At 34.9% G+C, this 20833-nt stretch carries 15 protein-coding genes and 1 tRNA gene; 8 read left to right on the forward strand and 8 right to left on the reverse strand.

All coding sequences use genetic code 11. The features are described from left to right. Position 1: 1 nt before the first annotated feature. The 6 genes from QO200_RS18795 to dnaE all read right to left on the reverse strand — a co-directional run bounded on the left by QO200_RS18795 (position 2) and on the right by dnaE (position 10044). Positions 2–75, reverse strand: a tRNA-Asp gene (locus tag QO200_RS18795). An 86-nt stretch (positions 76–161) separates the two neighbouring features. Then, positions 162–1091: a DUF58 domain-containing protein gene (locus tag QO200_RS18800; RefSeq protein ID WP_371543405.1), complete on the reverse strand. Its 930-nt coding sequence runs from the start codon at positions 1089–1091 to the stop codon at positions 162–164. A gap of 1 nt (position 1092) precedes the next feature. Beyond that, positions 1093–3654, reverse strand: a complete 2562-nt coding sequence (locus QO200_RS18805) for a M1 family aminopeptidase (protein WP_371543408.1) — start codon at positions 3652–3654, stop codon at positions 1093–1095. 104 nt (positions 3655–3758) lie between these two features. Next, a complete protein-coding gene (gene trxA / locus QO200_RS18810; RefSeq protein ID WP_073244015.1) occupies positions 3759–4076 on the reverse strand; it encodes a thioredoxin in 318 nt (105 codons plus the stop codon). 345 nt (positions 4077–4421) lie between these two features. Then, a complete protein-coding gene (locus QO200_RS18815; protein WP_371543410.1) occupies positions 4422–5327 on the reverse strand; it encodes an outer membrane beta-barrel protein in 906 nt (301 codons plus the stop codon). A 181-nt stretch (positions 5328–5508) separates the two neighbouring features. After that, positions 5509–10044, reverse strand: a complete 4536-nt coding sequence (gene dnaE / locus QO200_RS18820) for a DNA polymerase III subunit alpha (RefSeq protein WP_371543440.1) — start codon at positions 10042–10044, stop codon at positions 5509–5511. Positions 10045–10741: 697 nt separating this feature from the next. On the opposite strand from dnaE, the gene leuC reads away from it, so the two are divergent. The 4 genes from leuC to leuB all read left to right on the forward strand — a co-directional run bounded on the left by leuC (position 10742) and on the right by leuB (position 15829). Continuing rightward, a complete protein-coding gene (gene leuC, locus QO200_RS18825; protein ID WP_371543412.1) occupies positions 10742–12136 on the forward strand; it encodes a 3-isopropylmalate dehydratase large subunit in 1395 nt (464 codons plus the stop codon). A gap of 174 nt (positions 12137–12310) precedes the next feature. Continuing rightward, the gene (leuD, locus tag QO200_RS18830) at positions 12311–12907 is read left to right on the forward strand and encodes a 3-isopropylmalate dehydratase small subunit (RefSeq protein WP_371543415.1); all 597 of its coding nucleotides are present in this window, start codon (positions 12311–12313) and stop codon (positions 12905–12907) included. Positions 12908–13044: 137 nt separating this feature from the next. Then, positions 13045–14562 carry an alpha-isopropylmalate synthase regulatory domain-containing protein gene (locus QO200_RS18835; RefSeq protein WP_371543418.1) on the forward strand — a complete coding sequence of 506 codons (1518 nt, stop codon included), beginning with the start codon at positions 13045–13047 and terminating at the stop codon, positions 14560–14562. Positions 14563–14767: 205 nt separating this feature from the next. After that, positions 14768–15829, forward strand: a complete 1062-nt coding sequence (leuB, locus tag QO200_RS18840; RefSeq protein WP_371543421.1) for a 3-isopropylmalate dehydrogenase — start codon at positions 14768–14770, stop codon at positions 15827–15829. Positions 15830–15941: 112 nt separating this feature from the next. Here the strand turns inward: leuB and QO200_RS18845 are convergent, their stop codons facing one another. Both QO200_RS18845 and QO200_RS18850 read right to left on the reverse strand, forming a co-directional pair. Beyond that, a complete protein-coding gene (locus QO200_RS18845; RefSeq protein WP_371543424.1) occupies positions 15942–16613 on the reverse strand; it encodes a LytR/AlgR family response regulator transcription factor in 672 nt (223 codons plus the stop codon). Continuing rightward, complete coding sequence (locus tag QO200_RS18850; protein ID WP_371543427.1) at positions 16606–17625, reverse strand: sensor histidine kinase; 1020 nt, start codon at positions 17623–17625, stop codon at positions 16606–16608. The genes QO200_RS18845 and QO200_RS18850 overlap by 8 nt, the downstream gene beginning before the upstream one ends. 188 nt (positions 17626–17813) lie before the next feature. Here QO200_RS18850 and QO200_RS18855 point away from each other — a divergent pair, with 188 nt between their 5' ends. The 4 genes from QO200_RS18855 (at position 17814) to QO200_RS18870 (ending at position 20777) form a co-directional block, all read left to right on the forward strand. Continuing rightward, a complete protein-coding gene (locus QO200_RS18855) occupies positions 17814–19208 on the forward strand; it encodes a CotH kinase family protein (protein WP_371543430.1) in 1395 nt (464 codons plus the stop codon). Between the two features lie 253 nt (positions 19209–19461). Beyond that, positions 19462–19746, forward strand: a complete 285-nt coding sequence (locus QO200_RS18860; RefSeq protein ID WP_371543432.1) for an EF-hand domain-containing protein — start codon at positions 19462–19464, stop codon at positions 19744–19746. 46 nt (positions 19747–19792) lie between these two features. Next, positions 19793–20563, forward strand: a complete 771-nt coding sequence (locus tag QO200_RS18865) for a YHYH protein (RefSeq protein ID WP_371543435.1) — start codon at positions 19793–19795, stop codon at positions 20561–20563. 91 nt (positions 20564–20654) lie between these two features. Beyond that, entirely contained in the window at positions 20655–20777 is a 123-nt protein-coding gene (locus QO200_RS18870; protein WP_371543438.1) for a hypothetical protein, read from the forward strand. The last annotated feature ends 56 nt before the right edge of the window (positions 20778–20833 follow it).

Here is a 20833-nt window from a genome sequence, read left to right on the forward strand (position 1 = left end):
GCGGTCTGGACGGGACTCGAACCCGCGACCCCCTGCGTGACAGGCAGGTATTCTAACCAACTGAACTACCAAACCTCTGCGTTATTGCGGTTGCAAAGATACAATACCTTTCGACTTACGCAAGCATTTGTAATTAAAAAATAAATATTTTTTTAAACCCCCTAGCCAAAACTTTGTTTTTCAGCTAAGTATGTCAGCAAAACTTTTTCAAAATTATCACTAACATTCACCGGAACGTACTTAATCTTATTTTGAGCACAGCTTAAAGCCAGTTTTTTAAAATACAAAGCTGCTTGTTTTTCATATTCTTGCTTCACATTATCAGCAAAAACCGAAATGGATTCACCAGTCTCTACATCAATGAACTTCCTGGGAGTATTATCAAAGTTAAAAGTCAATTCTGTTTTAGCGTCTACAACATGAAATAAGACCACCTTATGCTTGTTATGTTTTAAATGTTGCAATGCGCTAAACAGTTTCTCCTCTCCCGAGTCAGATTGAAACATGTCTGTAAATAATATAATCATGGAACGCCTATGCATTTTTTCGGCAATCTGATGTAAAAAAGTAATTGTATCTGTATTTTTTTTAACCTTGGGTTTAACTAAAGTGTTCTCAAGTGCATTCAACACCATTCGATGATGGCGGTCGCTTCCTTTCTCTGGCGAATAATACTCATAGGTATCTGAAAACACACTTAACCCTATAGCATCCCGTTGTTTCTTTAACAGATTCATTAAAACAGCCGAAGCCAAAACAGAAAAACCAATTTTATTCTCGTAAAAATTTTGCTTCGGTTTTAATTCAGGATAATGCATTGACGAAGAATTATCAATAATAATATGACACCGTAAATTAGTTTCCTCCTCAAAACGCTTTGTATACAAGCGATCTGTCCTAGCAAATAGCTTCCAATCGATGTGCTTAGTACTCTCACCAACATTATACACTTTATGCTCAGCAAATTCAGCCGAAAACCCATGAAACGGACTCTTGTGCATCCCTGAGATAAATCCTTCTACCACCTGATTAGCCAATAGTTCAAGATGCTGAAAACTTGAAACTTTTTCTATATGCGACTCAATCTTCATACTACTCTTTTTTTATTAGTTGCGCACGAGATAAATCATCTGTGGCTTGCAGCAATTTCCTTTTTAAAATTGGACTGAATTTTGGATTTTGCTTTAAGAAATCGTTCATTATATTCAAAGCCTCTTCAGAAGAGTATTTACCAATACTATTAACCAGCCATGCCTTTGGAAAAAAAATATCTCCAGTGAGCTGAATTTCTTCAACTAAATCTAAATTGCTTTTTAAATACTTGATAGCATTCTTTTGAAGCAAAGGATGATGAATATTAGCTAATGCTGTTTGTACCCAAGATTCTTTTTCCCTATTCTTCTCGTCTTTTAATGATTCCATAAAAGCGTCTTTTACAACTTCATCATTAGATAACGAAGGTTGTAAAAAATCAAATCGCTTAAGCTTATCTGGATTACTAATCCTTTGTCTTGCTTCCACAAGAATTTTATCCGATTTTTCATGTTTAAATATCGCTAATTTCATCGCTACATTACTAAAATCATCCTCGTTTAATTTTAAGCCAGCGATTACCAACTCTTTATTCCATACCTGGTATAATTTTTCTTTAGCAGTGTTTGTGTAAGCGAAGTCCTCAAACAAGCCAAATAAAGTTTTTTTAATATTAGAAGGTAAATCCTCTTGCAATCTATTATAGACTGTTTCCTCTAAAGCACTTTGACTGGCTGTCTTTTGATTCTCAGTCAGAAAATACCAATGTAAAGAGCTCAGTTGATTTGCCAGTAACTTTACAATAAGCTCATTATTTTCAACTTTGAGTCCCCTCAAACAGTTATCAAAAGCTAATTTTGGAGAAATAGTACCCGATAACGTATTTTCATAAAGGTTGATATAACTATAAGCACGCGCGACCTCATCATTAATTTCCGGAATACGATTTAAATCCCTACTATTTATTGGAAACACGCCATAACCATATCCATTATAATTATATACAATCGCCAATGGTTTCTCAAGACCTACTGCTTCCTTTATATTTGTTACGCGTCCATTTACGGCTACTTTAATTATCTTGGTCGTTTTAGGATAAACCAATCCAATTTCAAATATTTGCGGCCATATATTTGAAGAGCCGTCCTCAGCATGCTGTTTGATTACAAAATTTTTAATCCTTGAATCACTATCATAACTAACTTCATCTGTAAAAATAGCTCTGCCTGACTTGTTAACCCAAACCTTGCTCCACTTTTTTAAATTCACAGTAGTTTCGGCATCAAGAATCGCAACAAGGTCATTCCAATCAGCATTATCATAAGCATACTTACTAATATATTTCTGAATTCCTTTCTTAAATGCCTCTAAACCCATTGTAGCCTCTAACTGACGCATCATAATAGGAGCTTTATGATAGATTATACCACCATAAAGAGAACCAGCATCTTTGAGGTTTGCTAATTCTTGACGAATAGCATGGGTTCCTTTAGTACGGTCCTCATCATAAGCTGCAGGATAATGTGCCGTCAGGAATTGTAAATTATGGTTTGTATTAGGAAATGCAGGATTCATTATTTTATCGGCCATGAAATTAGCAAATACTTCTTTCATCCAAACATCATCAAACCATTTCATCGTTACTAAATCCCCAAACCACATGTGAGAAGTTTCGTGAGCAATTAGCTTTCCTCTATTTAATTTTTCGCTTTCTGTAGCATTTTGGTCTAAAAACAATGTCCCTTCTCTATATTGTATAGCGCCTACATGCTCCATTCCTCCATATTGAAAAACAGGAATAGCAGCAAAGTCCATTTTCTTGAAAGGAAATAAATATTGAGTATAGTTTTCCAGATAAGAAACTGCCTGACGGTGTAAATCAAAAATAGTATCTGTACTTTCCTTTATTTTTTCAGCGTTATTTTCCCTATAAAGCATCGTCATAGGAAAATCATCAAGCGTCTGAGCTGTACTTTTAAAATTACCAGCGACAAATGAAAACAAATAAGTACTCATTTTGTCTGATTTTTCAAATTCGTACTTAATAAAATCTCCTTGTTCTATTTTCTTCTCAACCGGAGCACCTGCCAAAACTAACCACTCCTTAGATGCGGTAATAGTTAGACTATAACTTGCTTTAATATCGGGTTGATCAAAACACGGAAATAAAGTACTGGCTCTATCAGGAACTAATAAGGTATATAAAAAATCATCGTTCCTATTTAATGATAGATTTCCGGCAATAAACATTATTTCAATCGTATTGATCCCTTTAACCAGCTGTTCTTTTGGTATAATTATATGTTCCTTCTCTTGTAACACAGGCACACTTTTACCGTTTACAATAATCTTTGTTAGATTTTCTTTTTTCTCATTAAAATCCAAATACAATGGCGATTGCACGCTTTTAATGCTGAGATTTAAAATAAGGGAAGATGAAATAGGCTTTTCTTTTTCTTTTGGTAAATCAAATGAAAGAGCATAAGAAATATCAGAGACCTGACTTTTACGGAATACCGCCAATTCTTTAGATATACCGTTTTCTACCAAAGTAGCCTTTTTAGCTGATTGACAAGAAAACAGCAAAGAAACCAAACACAGTAACCAAAAATTTAATTTCATTATACCTTAGATTTATATATAGGCTAAAAATAAAAAAAGTTTGACCTAAGTCAAACTTTTTTACCTGAATTACTTCAGATGGTATAAAAATTATAATCTACCGATTACAACAACGCGTCTAAACTATCTGCGTAAGTTTGCTTAGGAGCTACTCCTACTTGCTTCCCTACAACTTCTCCGTTATGAAAAACCAAAACCGTTGGAATGTTTCTCACACCGTATTTTGCAGCAAATTCTTGGTTTGCATCAACATCTACTTTCCCGATAACTACTTTTCCGTCGTATTCAGTACTTAATTCGTCAATGATTGGCCCAACCATTCTACAAGGCCCACACCATGCTGCCCAAAAATCTACCATTACTGGTTTATCTGATTTTAAAACTACTTCTTCAAAAGTAGCATCTGTTATTGCTAATGCCATAATTTCTCTATTTAAAATTTAAGGTTCTGATCTCATTCAAAACCGGAATACAAATTTAGGCATTTAAACCAAATGAAACACTATCCTCAAATTAGTTTTGGCTATGAAAGTATTGTCAATAATTATAAAAACTATTTTAAAGATTGATTTGCTTTCAATTAGAAGCTAGTCCTGCTCTTCGCTATATCTTTTTATTCTGAACTTGTTTCAGTATCCTGAAACAAGTTCAGAATAAAAAGGATGCCGCTGCGATCAGGGCTAAAGCATTTGTATTACTCTAAAACTTTCATCCAAAAAAAAGACCCTCTTTTTAGAAGGTCTTTATATAATTTATTGTCGTTAGAATTACAAACTGTATTTTAAACCTACAGTTAATCCAACTCCACTAATACTAATATAAGAACTTAAATCATCTCCTGCTTTATTTTCATCATAACCAGCAGCATTTGTTGTTTTACTATTAGAAGTATTATTCAAACTACTACCATAATTTATATTGATTTCCGAATTTGAAATATGTAATGGATGTCCAACAGGTAAATCAAAACCATTAGCTCCATTAACAGTATAATCTGTTACTTCTTTATTTTTACCATGTACAGTAAAATTACGATATTCGATTTCTGCAAATGCTGAAATATTTTTACCTAATTTATATGTTGTACCTAACGAGGCTAAGAAACCAACAGTAGGTTCTGGCTTAATCACATCTTTACGATATACTGGACCAGCAGCTGTTACTGCATTTGTCTTTATATCTAATTGTCCATGAATAGGAACAATTACACCAACTTTAGTATAAGGTTCAAAACCTTTGTGTTCTCCTAAAAACAAGACTAATGCAGGCGCTATATCAAACGCTTTAACCTGCCCTTTTATATCCAAAGCTTTAACACCATCGCTAATAGTTTCAACCATAGTTTTTTCGTTACTAGTGTAATAATTTACACCCATCTCAAAACCTACTCTTGTATTAAATCTATACCCTCCTGTCAAACCAGTTCTAAATCCTTCACCAAAAGAACCTGTTACACTTTCTTTAGATACCAAACTTCCGCCAACATAAACTTGTCTTAAAGGCTCTCTACCATTAACACTTGGAAACTCAGTTGCTGTTGCTTGTACAAAATATGATCCTCCAAGCTTTACATACCAGCCTTTATCAGCTGTATTACTTGCATCATCTTTAGTTTGCCCCAACATTGTCATTGAGCAAACCATCATCCCTAATACTAGTAGGTTCTTTTTCATAGTTTTAAATTTTTGATTTAGTTGTACAAACATATAGAAATTTAAACAATCTTTTACCTACGGAAAAATCGTTTTCGTAAGTATACCTACTAAAAAGGCCTGTTTTTCTAAAACTATGCGTGCATACTATATTTTTTAACTCAATTATTATATTTTAAGCAAAACTTTAACGCTAAAAACTTTAATTCAACTTAAAATTGATCTGCATTTTCTCTAACTCAAACAGCAATTCATTTGAAATTTTTATCTTCAATTTTCTACTAGCCATCGTTAATTTAGTAACCACTTTAATCTCCTCGATTTCAACAGCAGCGGCAGTTTCGGTTTCTATAGATTCAGAGACTTCTAGGGTGTCATTTTCGTCAATAAAATCGTCGGTTCCATTTTCAATAGTAATTGGCGCTGCCTCCACTATTTTCTTGACTTTTTCTAATTCCATAATTTCAAAAGTCACCAGATTATCTCCTTTATTTTCGAAAAAAAGATGACCTAACTTATGTATAAATTCGGGATCTAAGTCACTAATATTAAGCAGTACAATTAGTTTTTTTGCAAAATCATCTAGTACATCCTGTAAATACTGTACTAACATGAACTGTATCCTTGGTTCGCTTTTTTTACCAGTGTCTTGATTAACCCATCCCTCTTTAACCAATACTTTCATATAGGTGAAATTATTTTGAATAAAGAAATGGCGGAACTTGAGGTATTCTTCTCCAAAAATCTTAAACTCATAACTTTCGTCATAACCTTCTAAAGTGAATATCCCCCAGCCTTTTCCGTTTTTAGCAACACGATGCTGTACATTATTTATGATTCCGCCAAAGGTTAAGTTTTTCCCCACATGAAGCTCTAAACTCCGCAGCGCTTCCAGCTTAGCGTTACAAAAATACTTCATCTCAAATTTGTAATCATCTAATGGATGCCCTGATATATAGATTCCTACGACCTCTTTCTCTTTGGCTAATTTCTCCATTGTACTCCAGTCCTCACAAGGAGGAATGATTGGCTCTTCAATTTGTACATCACTACTTTCTCCAAACAAACTGACCTGCGATGAGTTCTCGTTTTCTTGAAATTTAGCACCATACTTTATCGCCTTTTCATAAAAGGTAATTCCGTCACCGTCATCATGAAAATACTGAGAACGCAAAGTCCCATCAAAAGAGTCAAAACCTCCAGCAAGTATAAGGTTCTCTAATGCTTTTTTATTAGCAGCACGCAAATCAATACGTTTAGTCAAGTCAAAAACCGACTTGTACTTCCCGTCTTTTCTGTTTTCGACAATAGTTGCCACTGCTCCCGCTCCTACCCCTTTTATAGCTCCCATCCCAAAACGTACCGCATAATTATCGTTTACAGTAAATTTATAGAAGGACTCATTTACATCTGGCCCTAATACCTCAAGCCCCATTCGCTTGCATTCCTCCATAAAGAAAGAAACTTGTTTAATGTCACTCATATTATTAGACAAAACCGCAGCCATATATTCGGCCGGATAGTTGGCTTTTAGATAGGCCGTTTGATAAGCAATCCACGCATAGCAGGTAGAGTGCGATTTATTAAAGGCATATTCTGCAAAGGCTTCCCAGTCTTTCCAAATTTTTTCTAGCTTATCTTCTGGATGCCCTTTGGCCGCAGCCTGACTAATGAACTTAGGTTTCATCTTATCAAGTACATCCTTTTGTTTTTTCCCCATCGCTTTACGCAAAACATCGGCATCACCTTTTGAGAAATCAGCCAGTTTTTGAGACAAAAGCATTACCTGTTCTTGGTAAACAGTAATTCCGTAAGTATCTTTTAATAATTCTTCACAGGCATCAAGGTCATAAATAATCTCCTCTTCCCCATTTTTCCTTTTTACAAAACTCGGAATGTAGGCAATCGGTCCCGGACGGTATAACGCATTCATGGCAATCAAATCTGGAAAAACCGTTGGCTTCAATTCCTTCATGTATTTCTGCATCCCGGCAGATTCATATTGAAAAATCCCCACTGTTTCCCCGCGTTGGAAAAGCTCGTATGTTTTTAAATCATCAATAGGAAAGGTATCTGGATCGAGATCAATTCCATTTCTATATTTTACTAATTTAACCGTGTCTTTTATAAGTGTTAGGGTTTTCAAACCCAAGAAGTCCATTTTTAATAATCCCGCAGTTTCCACGACTGAGTTATCAAACTGTGTCACATACAAATCAGAATCTTTGGCGGTAGCCACAGGAACAAAATCAGTAATATCACTTGGCGTAATAATCACCCCACAGGCATGTATTCCCGTATTTCTTAAATTCCCCTCCAGCACTTTAGCTTGCTGAATCGTCTCACCTCCTAAATCATCCTCACCAGCCAGAGCGATTAATTCTTTTATTTTGTCAAACTCTTCTGGACGAACCGCTTTTCTTATTAAGGCTTCGTCTTCATTTAAAAATCGGGCTAGATTCCATTTCCCAGGCATCATCCCCGGAATTAATTTGGCAATTTTATCAGCTTCAAATAAAGGTAAATCCAATACACGAGCAGTATCTCTAATTGCCGATTTAGTAGCCATTTTACCATAAGTGATAATTTGAGCTACTTGCTTTGAACCATATTTCCTTATCACATAATCCATGACACTGCTTCGTCCTTCGTCATCAAAATCGATGTCAATATCGGGTAGTGACACACGATCGGGATTCAGGAAACGCTCAAAAAGCAGATTATACATCAACGGGTCAATGTTTGTAATTTTCAAACAATAAGCTACTACTGATCCTGCCGCAGATCCACGCCCTGGACCTACTGAAACGCCCATACTTCGGGCTTCGGCGATAAGATCCTGTACAATCAGGAAATATCCCGGATAACCAGAGTTAGAAATAGTTAATAATTCAAAATCTAAACGTTCCCTAATTACTTCTGTAATTTCAGGATATCTTCTATTTGCCCCTTCGTAAGTAAGATGTCGCAAATACGCATTTTCTCCTCTCACTCCACCATCCACAGCATCTTCTGCAACGTAAAACTCCTCAGGAATTTCAAATTTAGGTAACAATACCTCCCTTGCTAAATTGTAAATTTCAATTTTATCCACAATTTCAGACAAGTTGAAGATAGCTTCAGGTAAATCCGTAAATAGCTGCTTCATCTCGTCACCAGTCTTGAAATAGTATTCCTGATTGGGCAATCCAAAACGATATCCGCGACCACGACCTATTGGTGTAGTTTGCTTTTCACCATCACGAACACACAATAAAATATCGTGTGCATTGGCATTTTCTTTATCTATATAAAACGTATTATTAGTAGCCACTATTTTTACTTCGTGCTTTCTAGCCAAAGAAATCAAAGTAGTATTCACTCTATTTTCATCCTCTTGATTGTGACGCATCACCTCAATATAGAAGTCTTCCTTGAACTCATCTTTCCACCATAGCAAAGCTTCTTCGGCTTGGTTTTCACCAAGATTTAAAACCTTATTTGGAATTTCTCCATTAAGGTTTCCTGATAATACAATGATGTCCTCTTTGTATTGCTGAATAACTTTCTTGTCAATTCTAGGTACATAATAAAAACCTTGAGTATAGGCAATCGACGACATTTTAGCCAAATTATGATATCCTTTTTTGGTCTTCGCCAAAAGGACTATTTGGTATCCGTTGTCTTTGCGGGATTTGTCTTTATGGTCTTCACAAACAAAAAACTCACAGCCTACAATAGGTTTCATGGGAACCTCCGTTGGTTCCTCACCGTTTTCGATTAATGCTGCATTTTTGGCTTCAGCCGCTTTATTATGGTTTAAAACATCACGAACAAAGTGAAAAGCCCCCATTAAGTTAGCATGATCCGTCATGGCAACTGCAGGCATTTTCTCCTTTGAAGCCGCTTTTACAAGCTGCGGTATACTTATTGTCGATTGTAAAACGGAGAATTGAGTGTGATTATGTAAATGGACATAATCTGTATCAACCAGTACTTTCTTATTCTGTGATAGTTCCTGTTTTGAAACCGTTGCTGTTTGCTTTTCGCCAAATTGCTGACGGATTGCATCAGAAGCTTGTTTTAAATTGATGTGCTTTAAACCAATAAGCTGAATCTCTCTTGGATTCTTACTCTGGAATTCATGGAAATAACCAGCTGGCACGTCCAGTTGCTCTTTGGTAAAATCTTCTCTTCTAATTAATTCTAAGAAACAACGTGTAGTTGCCTCGACATCGGCAGTGGCGTTGTGCGCTTCTCCAAATGCCTTATTAAAAAGAAAACTGTGTAATTCGGTTAACGTTGGTAATTTAAATCTTCCTCCACGACCACCGGGTAGTTTTAATAAAGAAGCAGTCACTTCTGTACAGGTATCTAGAACTGGCATAGTACTCATCTGGCTTTCCACTCCCAAACGATGAAACTCACAACCCATTATATTAACGTCAAAACCTAGATTCTGACCTACAATAAATTTAGCTTTACCCAATGCCACATTGAATTTCTCCAAAACTTCCGCTAAGGAGATTCCGTTTTCTGCTGCTAATTCAGTAGAAATACCGTGAATTCTTTCCGCATCATACGGAATATTAAATCCATCCGGTTTTACTAAATAATCTTGATGTTCGATGAGTTTCCCCATATCATCATGTAGCTGCCATGCAATTTGTATACAACGTGGCCAGTTATTAGTATCAGTGATGGGTGCATCCCAACGCTTTGGTAATCCTGTAGTTTCAGTATCGAATATTAAATACATATCTGTAAATGAGGTGATTGCAATTTGTGCGAAGTGCAAAAAATGAATTTCAAATTTAGCTCTTTTTTAAACCAATGAAAAAGGAAGTTATCAACAAAAAAAATAATAAAAGCACGGTTTAAATTCATCTTTATAAGTTCGTTAAAACTTAACATAAGACTCACCTATTCAAAATTAATACTATTCATGAATAATTCTTTTCTCTCCTGTAAATTCTTTTGATTTGCTAAAAACAAAAGATAATCAATCTTTGGATGTCGTAGTATTGAAGTAAAAAAACTGACGGGAAAATGATTTTAAACTAGCATTAAACCAACTATAAAACACTAAAAACGAACTCAAACAAAGTCTCTCAAAAAGAAGTTTCATTGCTAATTTAATAAAACAAACCGTTTTGAATTGCTTTATTTCAAAAAACAACACTAAAAAGAACTTCATATACCACACTATTCTTAAAAACCAAACTAGAGTTAAATATTATATTTCTATAAATGCAAAATCCTAAAAAAAAAGTTCTGCATCTAATTACAAAATGTAGAATCTAAATAAAAGAACTACTTAGCCATTGAAACTAACTTTGGGTATCGTATAAATTGAAATATCGCAGTTGACACTTTAACGACTTTTTTTAATTTTGTTACTTATTACGATGATTAGAAAAGCTAGCATTGTAAAATTACAATTAAAAAATAATAAAATGAGCACTACATTATTTGACAAAGTATGGGATTCGCACGTTGTGCGTAAAATTGAAGATGGACCAGATGTGTTTTTTATTGACCGTCATTTCATTCATGAAGTTACAAGTCCTGTTGCTTTTTTAGGTTTAAAATCTAGAAATATTAAAGTTTTATACCCAGAGCGTACTTTTGCTACTGCAGATCATAATACACCCACAATTAACCAACACCTACCTGTTGAAGATCCACTTTCTGCGAATCAACTTAAAGCATTAGAAGACAATGCTGCTGAATATGGTATTTCTCACTGGGGACTTGGTGATCCGAAAAATGGAATTGTACACGTGGTAGGTCCTGAAAACGGAATCACATTACCCGGTGCAACTATTGTTTGTGGAGATTCACATACTTCAACTCACGGTGCTTTTGGTGCGATTGCTTTTGGAATCGGAACTTCTGAGGTTGAAATGGTTATGGCCACACAATGTATTATGCAGCCTAAACCAAAGAAAATGCGTATCAACGTAAATGGAACTTTGAGCAAAGGTGTAGGACCAAAAGATGTTGCACTTTATATTATCGCTCAATTAACTACTTCGGGAGGTACAGGATATTTTGCTGAATACGCCGGAAATGTTTTTGAGGAAATGTCAATGGAAGGTCGTATGACCGTATGTAACTTGAGTATCGAAATGGGTGCTCGCGGTGGTATGATTGCTCCTGACCAAAAAACATTTGACTTTTTAGAAGGAAGGTTATTCGCGCCAAAAGGAGAAGCTTGGACAAAAGCGGTAGAATATTGGAAAACCCTAAAAACAGATGCTGATGCCGTTTTTGATAAGGAATTAAACATCAAAGCAGAAGATATCGAGCCTATGATTACTTATGGTACTAATCCAGGAATGGGAATTGGTATCTCTAAAAATATTCCAAATGCTAACCAAGTTGAAGGTGGCGCAGAAACTTACAAAAAATCTTTAGCCTATATGGGTTTTGAAGAAGACGAAGTAATGATTGGGAAACCAATTGATTTTGTTTTCTTAGGAAGTTGTACCAATGGTAGAATCGAAGATTTTAGAGCCTTTACAGAAATTGTAAAAGGACGCAAAAAAGCAGACAATGTAACCGCGTGGCTAGTTCCAGGTTCACATGTTGTAGAAGCACAAATTAAAGAAGAAGGATTGTTAGACATTCTTACCGAAGCTGGCTTTGTATTACGTCAACCAGGATGTTCTGCTTGTTTAGCAATGAATGATGATAAAGTACCTGCCGGAAAATATTCAGTAAGTACCTCAAATAGAAACTTTGAAGGTCGTCAAGGTCCTGGTTCAAGAACATTGTTAGCAAGTCCAATTATGGCTGCTGCAGCTGCCGTAACCGGAAAATTGACTGATCCGAGAGATCTTTTTTAATAAGCTTTAAACTTTTGTCATATCGAACGGAGTTGAGATGCGTAAAGTTCTCGACTCCGCTCGAACAGACAGCAAGACAACAAAAAATTACAAAATATTTTTAGCTTTTACTTTTTTCAATCTCCCGTAAGGAAAGACCGAAATAAAAAATCTGAAATAAAAAACAACAAAAAAATGGCATACGATAAATTTAACATCCTTACCAGTAGCGCAGTGCCGTTACCGATAGAAAACGTAGATACAGATCAAATCATCCCTGCTCGTTTCCTAAAAGCAACAGAACGTGTTGGCTTTGGAGACAATCTTTTCCGTGACTGGAGATATAACGGAGATGATACTCCTAAGGCTGATTTCGTTTTGAACAATCCAACTTACTCCGGAAAAATATTAGTAGGCGGAAAAAACTTTGGTTCAGGTTCATCAAGAGAACATGCAGCTTGGGCAGTTTACGATTATGGATTTCGTGTTGTTGTTTCCTCTTTCTTTGCTGACATCTTCAAAGGGAATTGCTTGAATATTGGAGTTTTACCCGTTCAAGTTAGTCCAGAATTTGCAGCAGCAATTTTTAAAGCCATAGAAGCTGATCCAAAAACAGAATTAGAAGTCAACCTAGAAGCGCAAACAATTACATTGCTAGCTACTGGTGCAAAAGAATCTTTTGACATCAACGGATACAAAAAGAACAATATGCTAAATGGTTATGACGACATTGACTATTTACAAAACATTAAAGAAGAAATTGTAGGCTTTGCCGACAAGCTTCCTTACTAACAACAACCAACTATACGCAGTTACGGAAGCACCCTTTTTAAGGTTATGCTGACGTAACTGCTTTTATTATTTTATAAAATATAATTGTACGATTCTTAATCCTTCAACTCAAAATCGTATTAGCATCAAATTTAGAAATGGAAAAAAGAAAAATTGAAATAATGGACACGACGCTCCGTGATGGTGAACAAACCTCAGGAGTATCCTTTTCTGCCGCAGAAAAGTTAACCATTGCACAATTGTTGTTGGAAGAATTAAATGTTAATCGAATCGAAATCGCTTCGGCGCGAGTAAGCGAAGGAGAATTTCAAGGAGTTAAAGGGATTATGGCTTGGGCCGAAGAAAAAGGATACAATGACCGAATCGAAGTTTTAACTTTTGTAGACGGAGGTCTTTCTATCGAATGGATGAAAAAAGCGGGAGCCAAAGTTCAAAACTTATTGACAAAAGGCTCCCTAAACCACTTAACGCATCAATTAAAAAAAACTCCTGAACAACATTTTTCCGAAATTGCTCTAGCTATTGCATTAGCAAAGGAGAACGATATCGATACTAATGTTTACCTAGAAGACTGGAGTAACGGTATGCGCAATTCACCTGAATATGTTTTTCAGTACCTGGACTTCTTAACAAAACAGCCCATTAAAAGAGTCTTATTACCAGATACTTTAGGGGTTTTAATTCCTTCTGAGACTTTTGAATTTATTTCACAAATTATAAATAGGTACCCAAATACACATTTTGATTTTCACGCGCACAATGACTATGATTTGAGTGTTGCTAATGTCATGGAAGCTTTAAAAGCTGGGATTCAGGGATTACACGTTACCGTAAACGGAATGGGAGAACGCGCTGGAAACGCACCTCTTGAAAGTACCGTTGCCGTAATCAATGACTTTATGCCTAATGTTCATATAGATGTGAAAGAATCTTCTTTATACTCAGTTAGTAAATTAGTAGAAACTTTTACTGGATATAGAATTCCTGCTAACAAACCTATTGTAGGTGACAATGTATTCACGCAAACAGCGGGGATTCATGCTGACGGAGACAATAAAAACAACTTGTATTTTAACGATCTACTTCCCGAACGTTTTGGCAGAAAACGCCAATACGCCTTAGGAAAAACTTCTGGCAAGGCTAATATTGAAAAAAATCTTCAAGAGTTAGGTCTAACGCTAAATCAAGAAGATTTAAAATTAGTTACCCAAAGAATTATTGAATTAGGAGATAAAAAAGAAACCGTAACAAAAGAAGACTTACCTTATATTATCTCTGATGTTCTGGACAGTCAAACCTATCAGGAAAAAATAGTAGTAGAGTCTTATGTTCTCTCTCATGCCAAAGGTTTACGCCCTTCAACCACCCTTTGTTTAAAAATAGAGGGGGAAGTCATTGAAGAACACGCTCAAGGAGACGGACAGTTTGATGCATTTATGAATGCATTGGCAAAAATATATAAAAGCAAAGAATTGCAATTGCCAAAACTCATTGATTATGCAGTAAGAATCCCACCTGGAAGTAGTTCTGATGCATTATGCGAAACTATTATTACTTGGACTAATAATGGAAAAGAATTTAAAACTAGAGGATTAGACTCTGATCAGACTGTAGCTGCAATCATTGCAACACAAAAAATGCTAAATGTAACCTAAACCCCTTTACAGCCTTCCTCAAAAAAGAGAGAGAAGAATAAATAAAAAAGAAGCATAAAATAAACTCTAATAAATCTCTATATTTCTTTAAGGGAAGAGATACAAAGTAGAGAAAATTAGAAAAAAATAAATTAATAAACACAATCCATCAACACCCAGTCACCCACTTTTCTTGGGGGCCAGGCGAAGGAAAAAACCATAAAACATGAAATATACTATCGCTCTTTTAGCCGGAGACGGAATCGGACCAGAAGTTATAAATGAAGCAGTAAAAGTTTCTGACGCTATTGCAAAAAAATTCAATCACGAAATTGTTTGGACACCAGCACTTACAGGTGCATGTGCTATTGATGCCGTTGGAGTTCCTTATCCTGACGAAACGCACGAAATATGTATGGCTGCAGATGCCGTACTATTTGGAGCGATCGGACATCCAAAATATGACAATGACCCATCGGCAAAAGTAAGACCAGAGCAAGGTCTATTGCTCATGCGTAAAAAATTAGGTCTTTTTGCTAATGTACGCCCTACTTTTACTTTCCCTTCTTTGATTGATAATTCTCCTTTAAAAAGAGAACGCATCGAAGGAACTGATTTAGTTTTCTTGAGAGAATTGACTGGAGGAATCTACTTTGGAGAAAAAGGAAGACTTGACGGCGGAGAAACTGCTTTTGACACTTGTACTTATACTAGAGTTGAAGTACAACGTTTAGCTAAAAAAGGTTTTGAACTAGCGATGACACGTACTAAAAAATTATGTTGTGTTGACAAAGCAAACGTATTAGAAACCTCTCGTTTATGGAGAGAAACGGTACAAGCAATGGAAAAAGATTATCCTGAAGTTACTGTAAGCTACGAATTCGTAGATGCCGTTGCTATGCGATTAGTACAATGGCCTAACTCTTATGATGTATTAATTACTGAAAACCTATTTGGTGATATCTTAACCGATGAAGCTTCTGTAATTTCAGGATCTATGGGACTAATGCCATCAGCATCTGTAGGAGAACACACTTCTTTATACGAACCTATTCACGGTTCTTACCCACAAGCTACAGGATTAAATATAGCTAATCCATTAGCAACTATTTTATCGGCAGCAATGATGTTTGAAGATGCATTTGGTTTAAAAGAAGAAGCCGCTGCAATTAGAGCTGCAGTAAATAAATCATTAGAAAAAGGAATTGTAACTGAGGACTTAGCAGCCAAAGGAGCAACAGCATATAAAACAAGTGATGTTGGAGATTGGTTAGTAGCTAATTTATAATAAAAAAATTTAATGTACTAAAAGTCGTCTATAAAAATAGACGGCTTTTTTTATGACCTTTCGCAAAGAGACACATGAAGAAAACAGTGAATGTTTGCATAACAATTACGAATTAAGCGCCAAATAAATCTTTTTTGACCACTTCATAATAACTATCACTTACAGGAATTTGCAATGTCCCTAAAAACAAATCCCTACTTTTAAGTCCGGTAACCTTTGTTTTGTTTACAATAAAAGACCTGTGTACTCTAATAAAAACAGATGGATCTAATGTTTTCTCTAATGATTTCAACGATTGTAGACTCATTATTTTTTTTGTAGCAGTATAAAAAACAGCATATTCACTATCACTTTCAATATGAGTAATTTCGTCATATTTTAATTTGAACAAATCATATCCCGATTTTACAGTAATAGTATCAACTGTGGCTAAAGCATCTTTTTTAATTTTCTGAATTGCTTGTAAAAACCGATTAAATCCTATGGGTTTTAACAAATAATCAATTGCACTAAGTTCGAATCCTTCCAACGCATAGTCAGAATAGGCCGTTGTAAAAATAATACTTGCCTCTGGCGGAATTAACTTAGCAAAATCAGTTCCTTTAATTTCAGGCATTTGAATATCTAAAAACACCACATCAATACGCTCTTTTTTTAGAATAGCAATCGCGTCTAAAGGATTTTCAAAACTTCCAGCTAGTTCTAGAAAGTCTAATTTTTTAATATAACTTTCAATTAATTTTCGAGCCAGTTCTTCATCATCTATGACAATACATTTAAGCATTAGTGTCTATTTTTAGTTCAACTCTAAAGGTATTATTATTTTCGCTTATTTCTAATGAATGATTGTTTTCATACAATAACTTTAATCTTTTTTGAACATTCACGATTCCTATTCCCCCCACCGCATCTTGAATCTTAGGTCCTTTTCTAAAACTATTTTCAACAACAAAATGAATGGTGTCTTTTGTAGAATGCAGATCAATCTTGATGAAAGCTTCCGCTATATTTTCGATATTACTATGTTTAAAGGCATTTTCTACAAAAGGAATTAATAACATAGGAGCTACTTGCAGTCCTTTATTTTCGATTAAAAAATCAGTTTTAACTGGATACTTTTTACTGCTTTTAAGCAAAAACAACTTAATAAAATCCTCTATATAAGTCACTTCCTTTTCAATAGTTACTTTAGGTTTTTCGCAATCATATAAAACATAACGAAGCATATCTGATAAATACAAAATACTTTCTTGCGCTTTATTTGCATCAATAATCGATAGAGAATAAATATTATTTAAAGAATTAAATAAGAAGTGCGGATTAATTTGTGATTTCAAAAATTTCAATTCATTTTCAATATTCTCCGTTTTACTTAAAATTAAGGCTTCTTCATTTTTTTGTGCAAATGAAAAAGTTTCTAAAAAAATAGCCAAAATATAAGAAACACTTAGCAACAAGATATTTATTAATATAGGCGAAGGTAAATCTTTACGACCCACACTAGGAGGTGGCGGGCGCAACCCTATTTCACGTGCTCCTTGTATAGCACTAGCCGAAACAAATGCACAAATTAACAAAAGCACTAATGAAACTAAAGTGAACTCCAAATACCTTTTCTTGAAAAGCAGCTTTGGAGCTAGAACAAAAACAAGTCCTATAATTAAAAAAGCCTGAAAAATATAAGCGAGATAATTATCGTGAAAAAATCTTGAGAATTCACGTTGGTTTAGACCAAGTATTACCCATACTGTAGCCCATAAAAAGAGTTGAAAAACGGTTCTGTTAGTTCTATTCATAGTACAAATAAAGAAAATAAAAATTAACTAATTTGGAAAAACTCGCTGTTTAATCCCTTGAAAACGAATACTCATATCCCTAACAAGGGCCTTCTACTGAAAATATCCACTAGTTTACTGAAAATTAAGAATACGTTTTACTTAAAACTTCAACTTTGTACTCAATATTAATTTCAAAATATACAATCATGAAAAAAATAAGTATTTTACTTTTATTTACTATTCAACTACTCTATACTACTTCTTCCTGCTCTAACGACAGTTCAAGTTCTGATGATACTGAAGTAGTTGTTGACGATTCAAATTTTGAAGCCACAGACTGGACCACAGCCACACATAGTAAAAAAGCCGACCCTAATTTTACAGAAGTTTTTGACGATAATAGCGTGAAAAGACTAGATATTGTAATAGCAAAAACACGTTGGCAAAGTATGCTTGACGACATGACAGCAACCTATGGGAAATTTGGAACCAATTCTAATTCAAGCCTATCCGAATCGGATGAAGATCCGCTTATGGTTCCCGCTGAGGTATTTTATAACGGAAAAGAATGGTATCGAGTTGGGGTTCGTTTTAAAGGAAATTCCAGCCTACAATCAACATGGTCTAGCGGAAATCTAAAATTATCTTTTAAGTTAGATTTTGATGAGTATGAAGATGATTATCCTCAAATTGAGAATCAACGTTTTTATGGTTTCAAAAAATTAAGTTTAAAAAATAACTACAATGACAAATCGATGTTGCGAGAAAAGGTAGCTACTGACATTTTTAGAGCATCTGGAGTTGCAAGTTCGCATGCCGCTTTTTATACAGTATATGTTGACCATGGTGACGGACCAACTTATTTTGGACTTTATACTTTAGTAGAAGAAGTTGATGATACAGTGATTGATACACAGTTTTCAGATAACGATGGAAACTTATACAAACCAGATGGTACTGGAGCTACCTTTGCCTACGGAAGTTTCTCAGAAAGTGTTTTCGAAAAGAAAACGAATGAAGACGCTGCTGATTATACCGATGTCAAAGCTTTATTCACCGCATTACATGCTAGCAATAGAACAACTGATGCTGCCGCTTGGAGAACAAATTTAGAAACTGTTTTTGATACGGATACTTTTTTAAACTATTTAGCTGTCAACACAGTAATTCAAAACTGGGATACTTATGGAAGAATGACTCATAATTATTACCTATATAATAACCCCGACACAGGTAAACTATCATGGATCCCTTGGGACAATAATGAATCTTTACAAAAGGGAAACATGGGAGGCTCTTTGTCTTTAGACTTCTCTGACGTAACAAAAACCTCATGGCCATTGATTGGTTACCTTTATAATGATGCAACATATAAGGCTAAGTACGATACTTACGTTAAAAATGTTATTGATAATGCTTTTAATGAGACAACCATTAAAGCCAAATACACCAGTTACGCAGCGCTAGTTAAACCATACGCAACAACCGAACTTAAAGGCTACACTTTCTTAAATAGCACCGCCGATTTTCAAACTGCAATAAATGAATTAAGTTCACACGCAACACAACGCACCACTGCAGCGAATGCCTATTTAAAATAGATAAAAGTGCATAATCCCTTTTTATTGAATCAAAGGATCAAGTATCAAAAGACAACTTAGATCCTTTGATTTGAAAATAAAACATTAAGTCATTTTAATAATTACTACCGTTTTTTCAGTACCACACAACAACTACACAATAGGTCATACCTAGTACACTGAGAACTAATAGGCATTCACTGAAAACAACAAAAACAACAAAATAATTTTCTCAAATTTGTACTCAATAATAACTTAAAAAAAATAAAAAATCATGAAAAAATTAATATCAAAAATAGTATTCGGTGCTGTATTTATTTTAGGAACAACAAGTTCTTTTGCACAACCAAGTGATAAAAAAGAGGGACAAAAACCACCTACAGCAGAAACAATATTAAAAGAAATGGACGCTAATAAAGATGGAAAATTAGCTAAATCAGAACTAAAAGGTCCTATCAAAGATGACTTTACAAAAATCGACACTAACAAAGATGGTTTTTTAAGTCTTGAAGAATTAAAAAAAGCACCAAAACCAGAGCATAAAAAACCAAGAGACTAGTTTATATTTCAACTACCCAAATCAAACAATATAAAACACCAACTCAATGAAAAAAGCAAATTTAATACTAGCAGGAATAAGTGCTATGACAGTGGCTATAATGACCTCTTCATGCAGTGGTACAGACTCGGAAGAAACAACAACAGAAGCAACAACAGGAACACTTGACCCTGCTTACGCTGTGTTTGACACTACTCAAACCGATATTTATTTAAGCGGTACCAATGTTGTAATTGAAACTACCGGAAGACCAAACCATAAATCAACATATTGGGGTTCAACAAATGCATTATACTTAAGCGAGCCAACTGTAGAGATGACTGCTGGTGGAGCAACTTTAATTACAGGTTATGATGCGTCAGGATCATTAACTGTACCGCAAAATCCTTCAATTGCTACTAAAACGACGGCTACATCGCTTAATCATGTAGGTATTGCTGTAAGTGGTGCAGCCATTTTTAATGACTCAGAAGGAAATGGGCCATTATCATCTGCAGCTGCAAGTCTTGACTGGTGTGGTGCGCACATTGGCCCATCAGTTTATCACTATCATTTAGAGCCAAAAGCGTTTTCTTATGATGACAGTAATTTAGTTGGAGTTATTGCTGATGGTTATTTTATTTATGGTAGAAAATGTAGTTCTACAGGTACTTACCCTACTGATTTAGATTCTTCTCATGGGCATACTTCAACTACTCCATATTCAACTACTGCAAAATACCATTACCATATTAGTAGTACTTTGTATTCTACTACAGGAAGTTATGTTGTTTTTGCAGGACCATACAAAGGAACACCAAGTAATTTTGTTAAATAAATTACTAATAATAGTACTAATTTTTTGTTTTTTTGGTTGTAAAGAAGGTAGTGATTCACAACTTTCTTACGATCAAAAGAACAACAAAACAATGTATAATACTGTAGATAAAAGCAAACTGGATTTGCATTCAAATGAAGGAAAATGGTATTACAAAGGAAAACCATTTACAGGGAATGCTGTTACTTATTATATACTAGATTCAATTAATTAATGCAACTCTCAGGAAAAAAGATAGGATAATTTTTTCAAAAGAAAGGACATTTAAGT

It is taken from the genome of Flavobacterium sp. Arc3, from assembly GCF_041431375.1.
Taxonomy (GTDB): domain Bacteria; phylum Bacteroidota; class Bacteroidia; order Flavobacteriales; family Flavobacteriaceae; genus Flavobacterium.

Coding starts and splice junctions, on each gene's coding strand:
- QO200_RS18800 (WP_371543405.1), bottom strand. CDS start 1,091: ATGAAGATTGAGTCGCATATAGAAAAAGTTTCAAGTTTTCAGCATCTT.
- QO200_RS18805 (WP_371543408.1), bottom strand. CDS start 3,654: ATGAAATTAAATTTTTGGTTACTGTGTTTGGTTTCTTTGCTGTTTTCT.
- trxA (WP_073244015.1), bottom strand. CDS start 4,076: ATGGCATTAGCAATAACAGATGCTACTTTTGAAGAAGTAGTTTTAAAA.
- QO200_RS18815 (WP_371543410.1), bottom strand. CDS start 5,327: ATGAAAAAGAACCTACTAGTATTAGGGATGATGGTTTGCTCAATGACA.
- dnaE (WP_371543440.1), bottom strand. CDS start 10,044: ATGTATTTAATATTCGATACTGAAACTACAGGATTACCAAAGCGTTGG.
- leuC (WP_371543412.1), top strand. CDS start 10,742: ATGAGCACTACATTATTTGACAAAGTATGGGATTCGCACGTTGTGCGT.
- leuD (WP_371543415.1), top strand. CDS start 12,311: ATGGCATACGATAAATTTAACATCCTTACCAGTAGCGCAGTGCCGTTA.
- QO200_RS18835 (WP_371543418.1), top strand. CDS start 13,045: ATGGAAAAAAGAAAAATTGAAATAATGGACACGACGCTCCGTGATGGT.
- leuB (WP_371543421.1), top strand. CDS start 14,768: ATGAAATATACTATCGCTCTTTTAGCCGGAGACGGAATCGGACCAGAA.
- QO200_RS18845 (WP_371543424.1), bottom strand. CDS start 16,613: ATGCTTAAATGTATTGTCATAGATGATGAAGAACTGGCTCGAAAATTA.
- QO200_RS18850 (WP_371543427.1), bottom strand. CDS start 17,625: ATGAATAGAACTAACAGAACCGTTTTTCAACTCTTTTTATGGGCTACA.
- QO200_RS18855 (WP_371543430.1), top strand. CDS start 17,814: ATGAAAAAAATAAGTATTTTACTTTTATTTACTATTCAACTACTCTAT.
- QO200_RS18860 (WP_371543432.1), top strand. CDS start 19,462: ATGAAAAAATTAATATCAAAAATAGTATTCGGTGCTGTATTTATTTTA.
- QO200_RS18865 (WP_371543435.1), top strand. CDS start 19,793: ATGAAAAAAGCAAATTTAATACTAGCAGGAATAAGTGCTATGACAGTG.
- QO200_RS18870 (WP_371543438.1), top strand. CDS start 20,655: ATGTATAATACTGTAGATAAAAGCAAACTGGATTTGCATTCAAATGAA.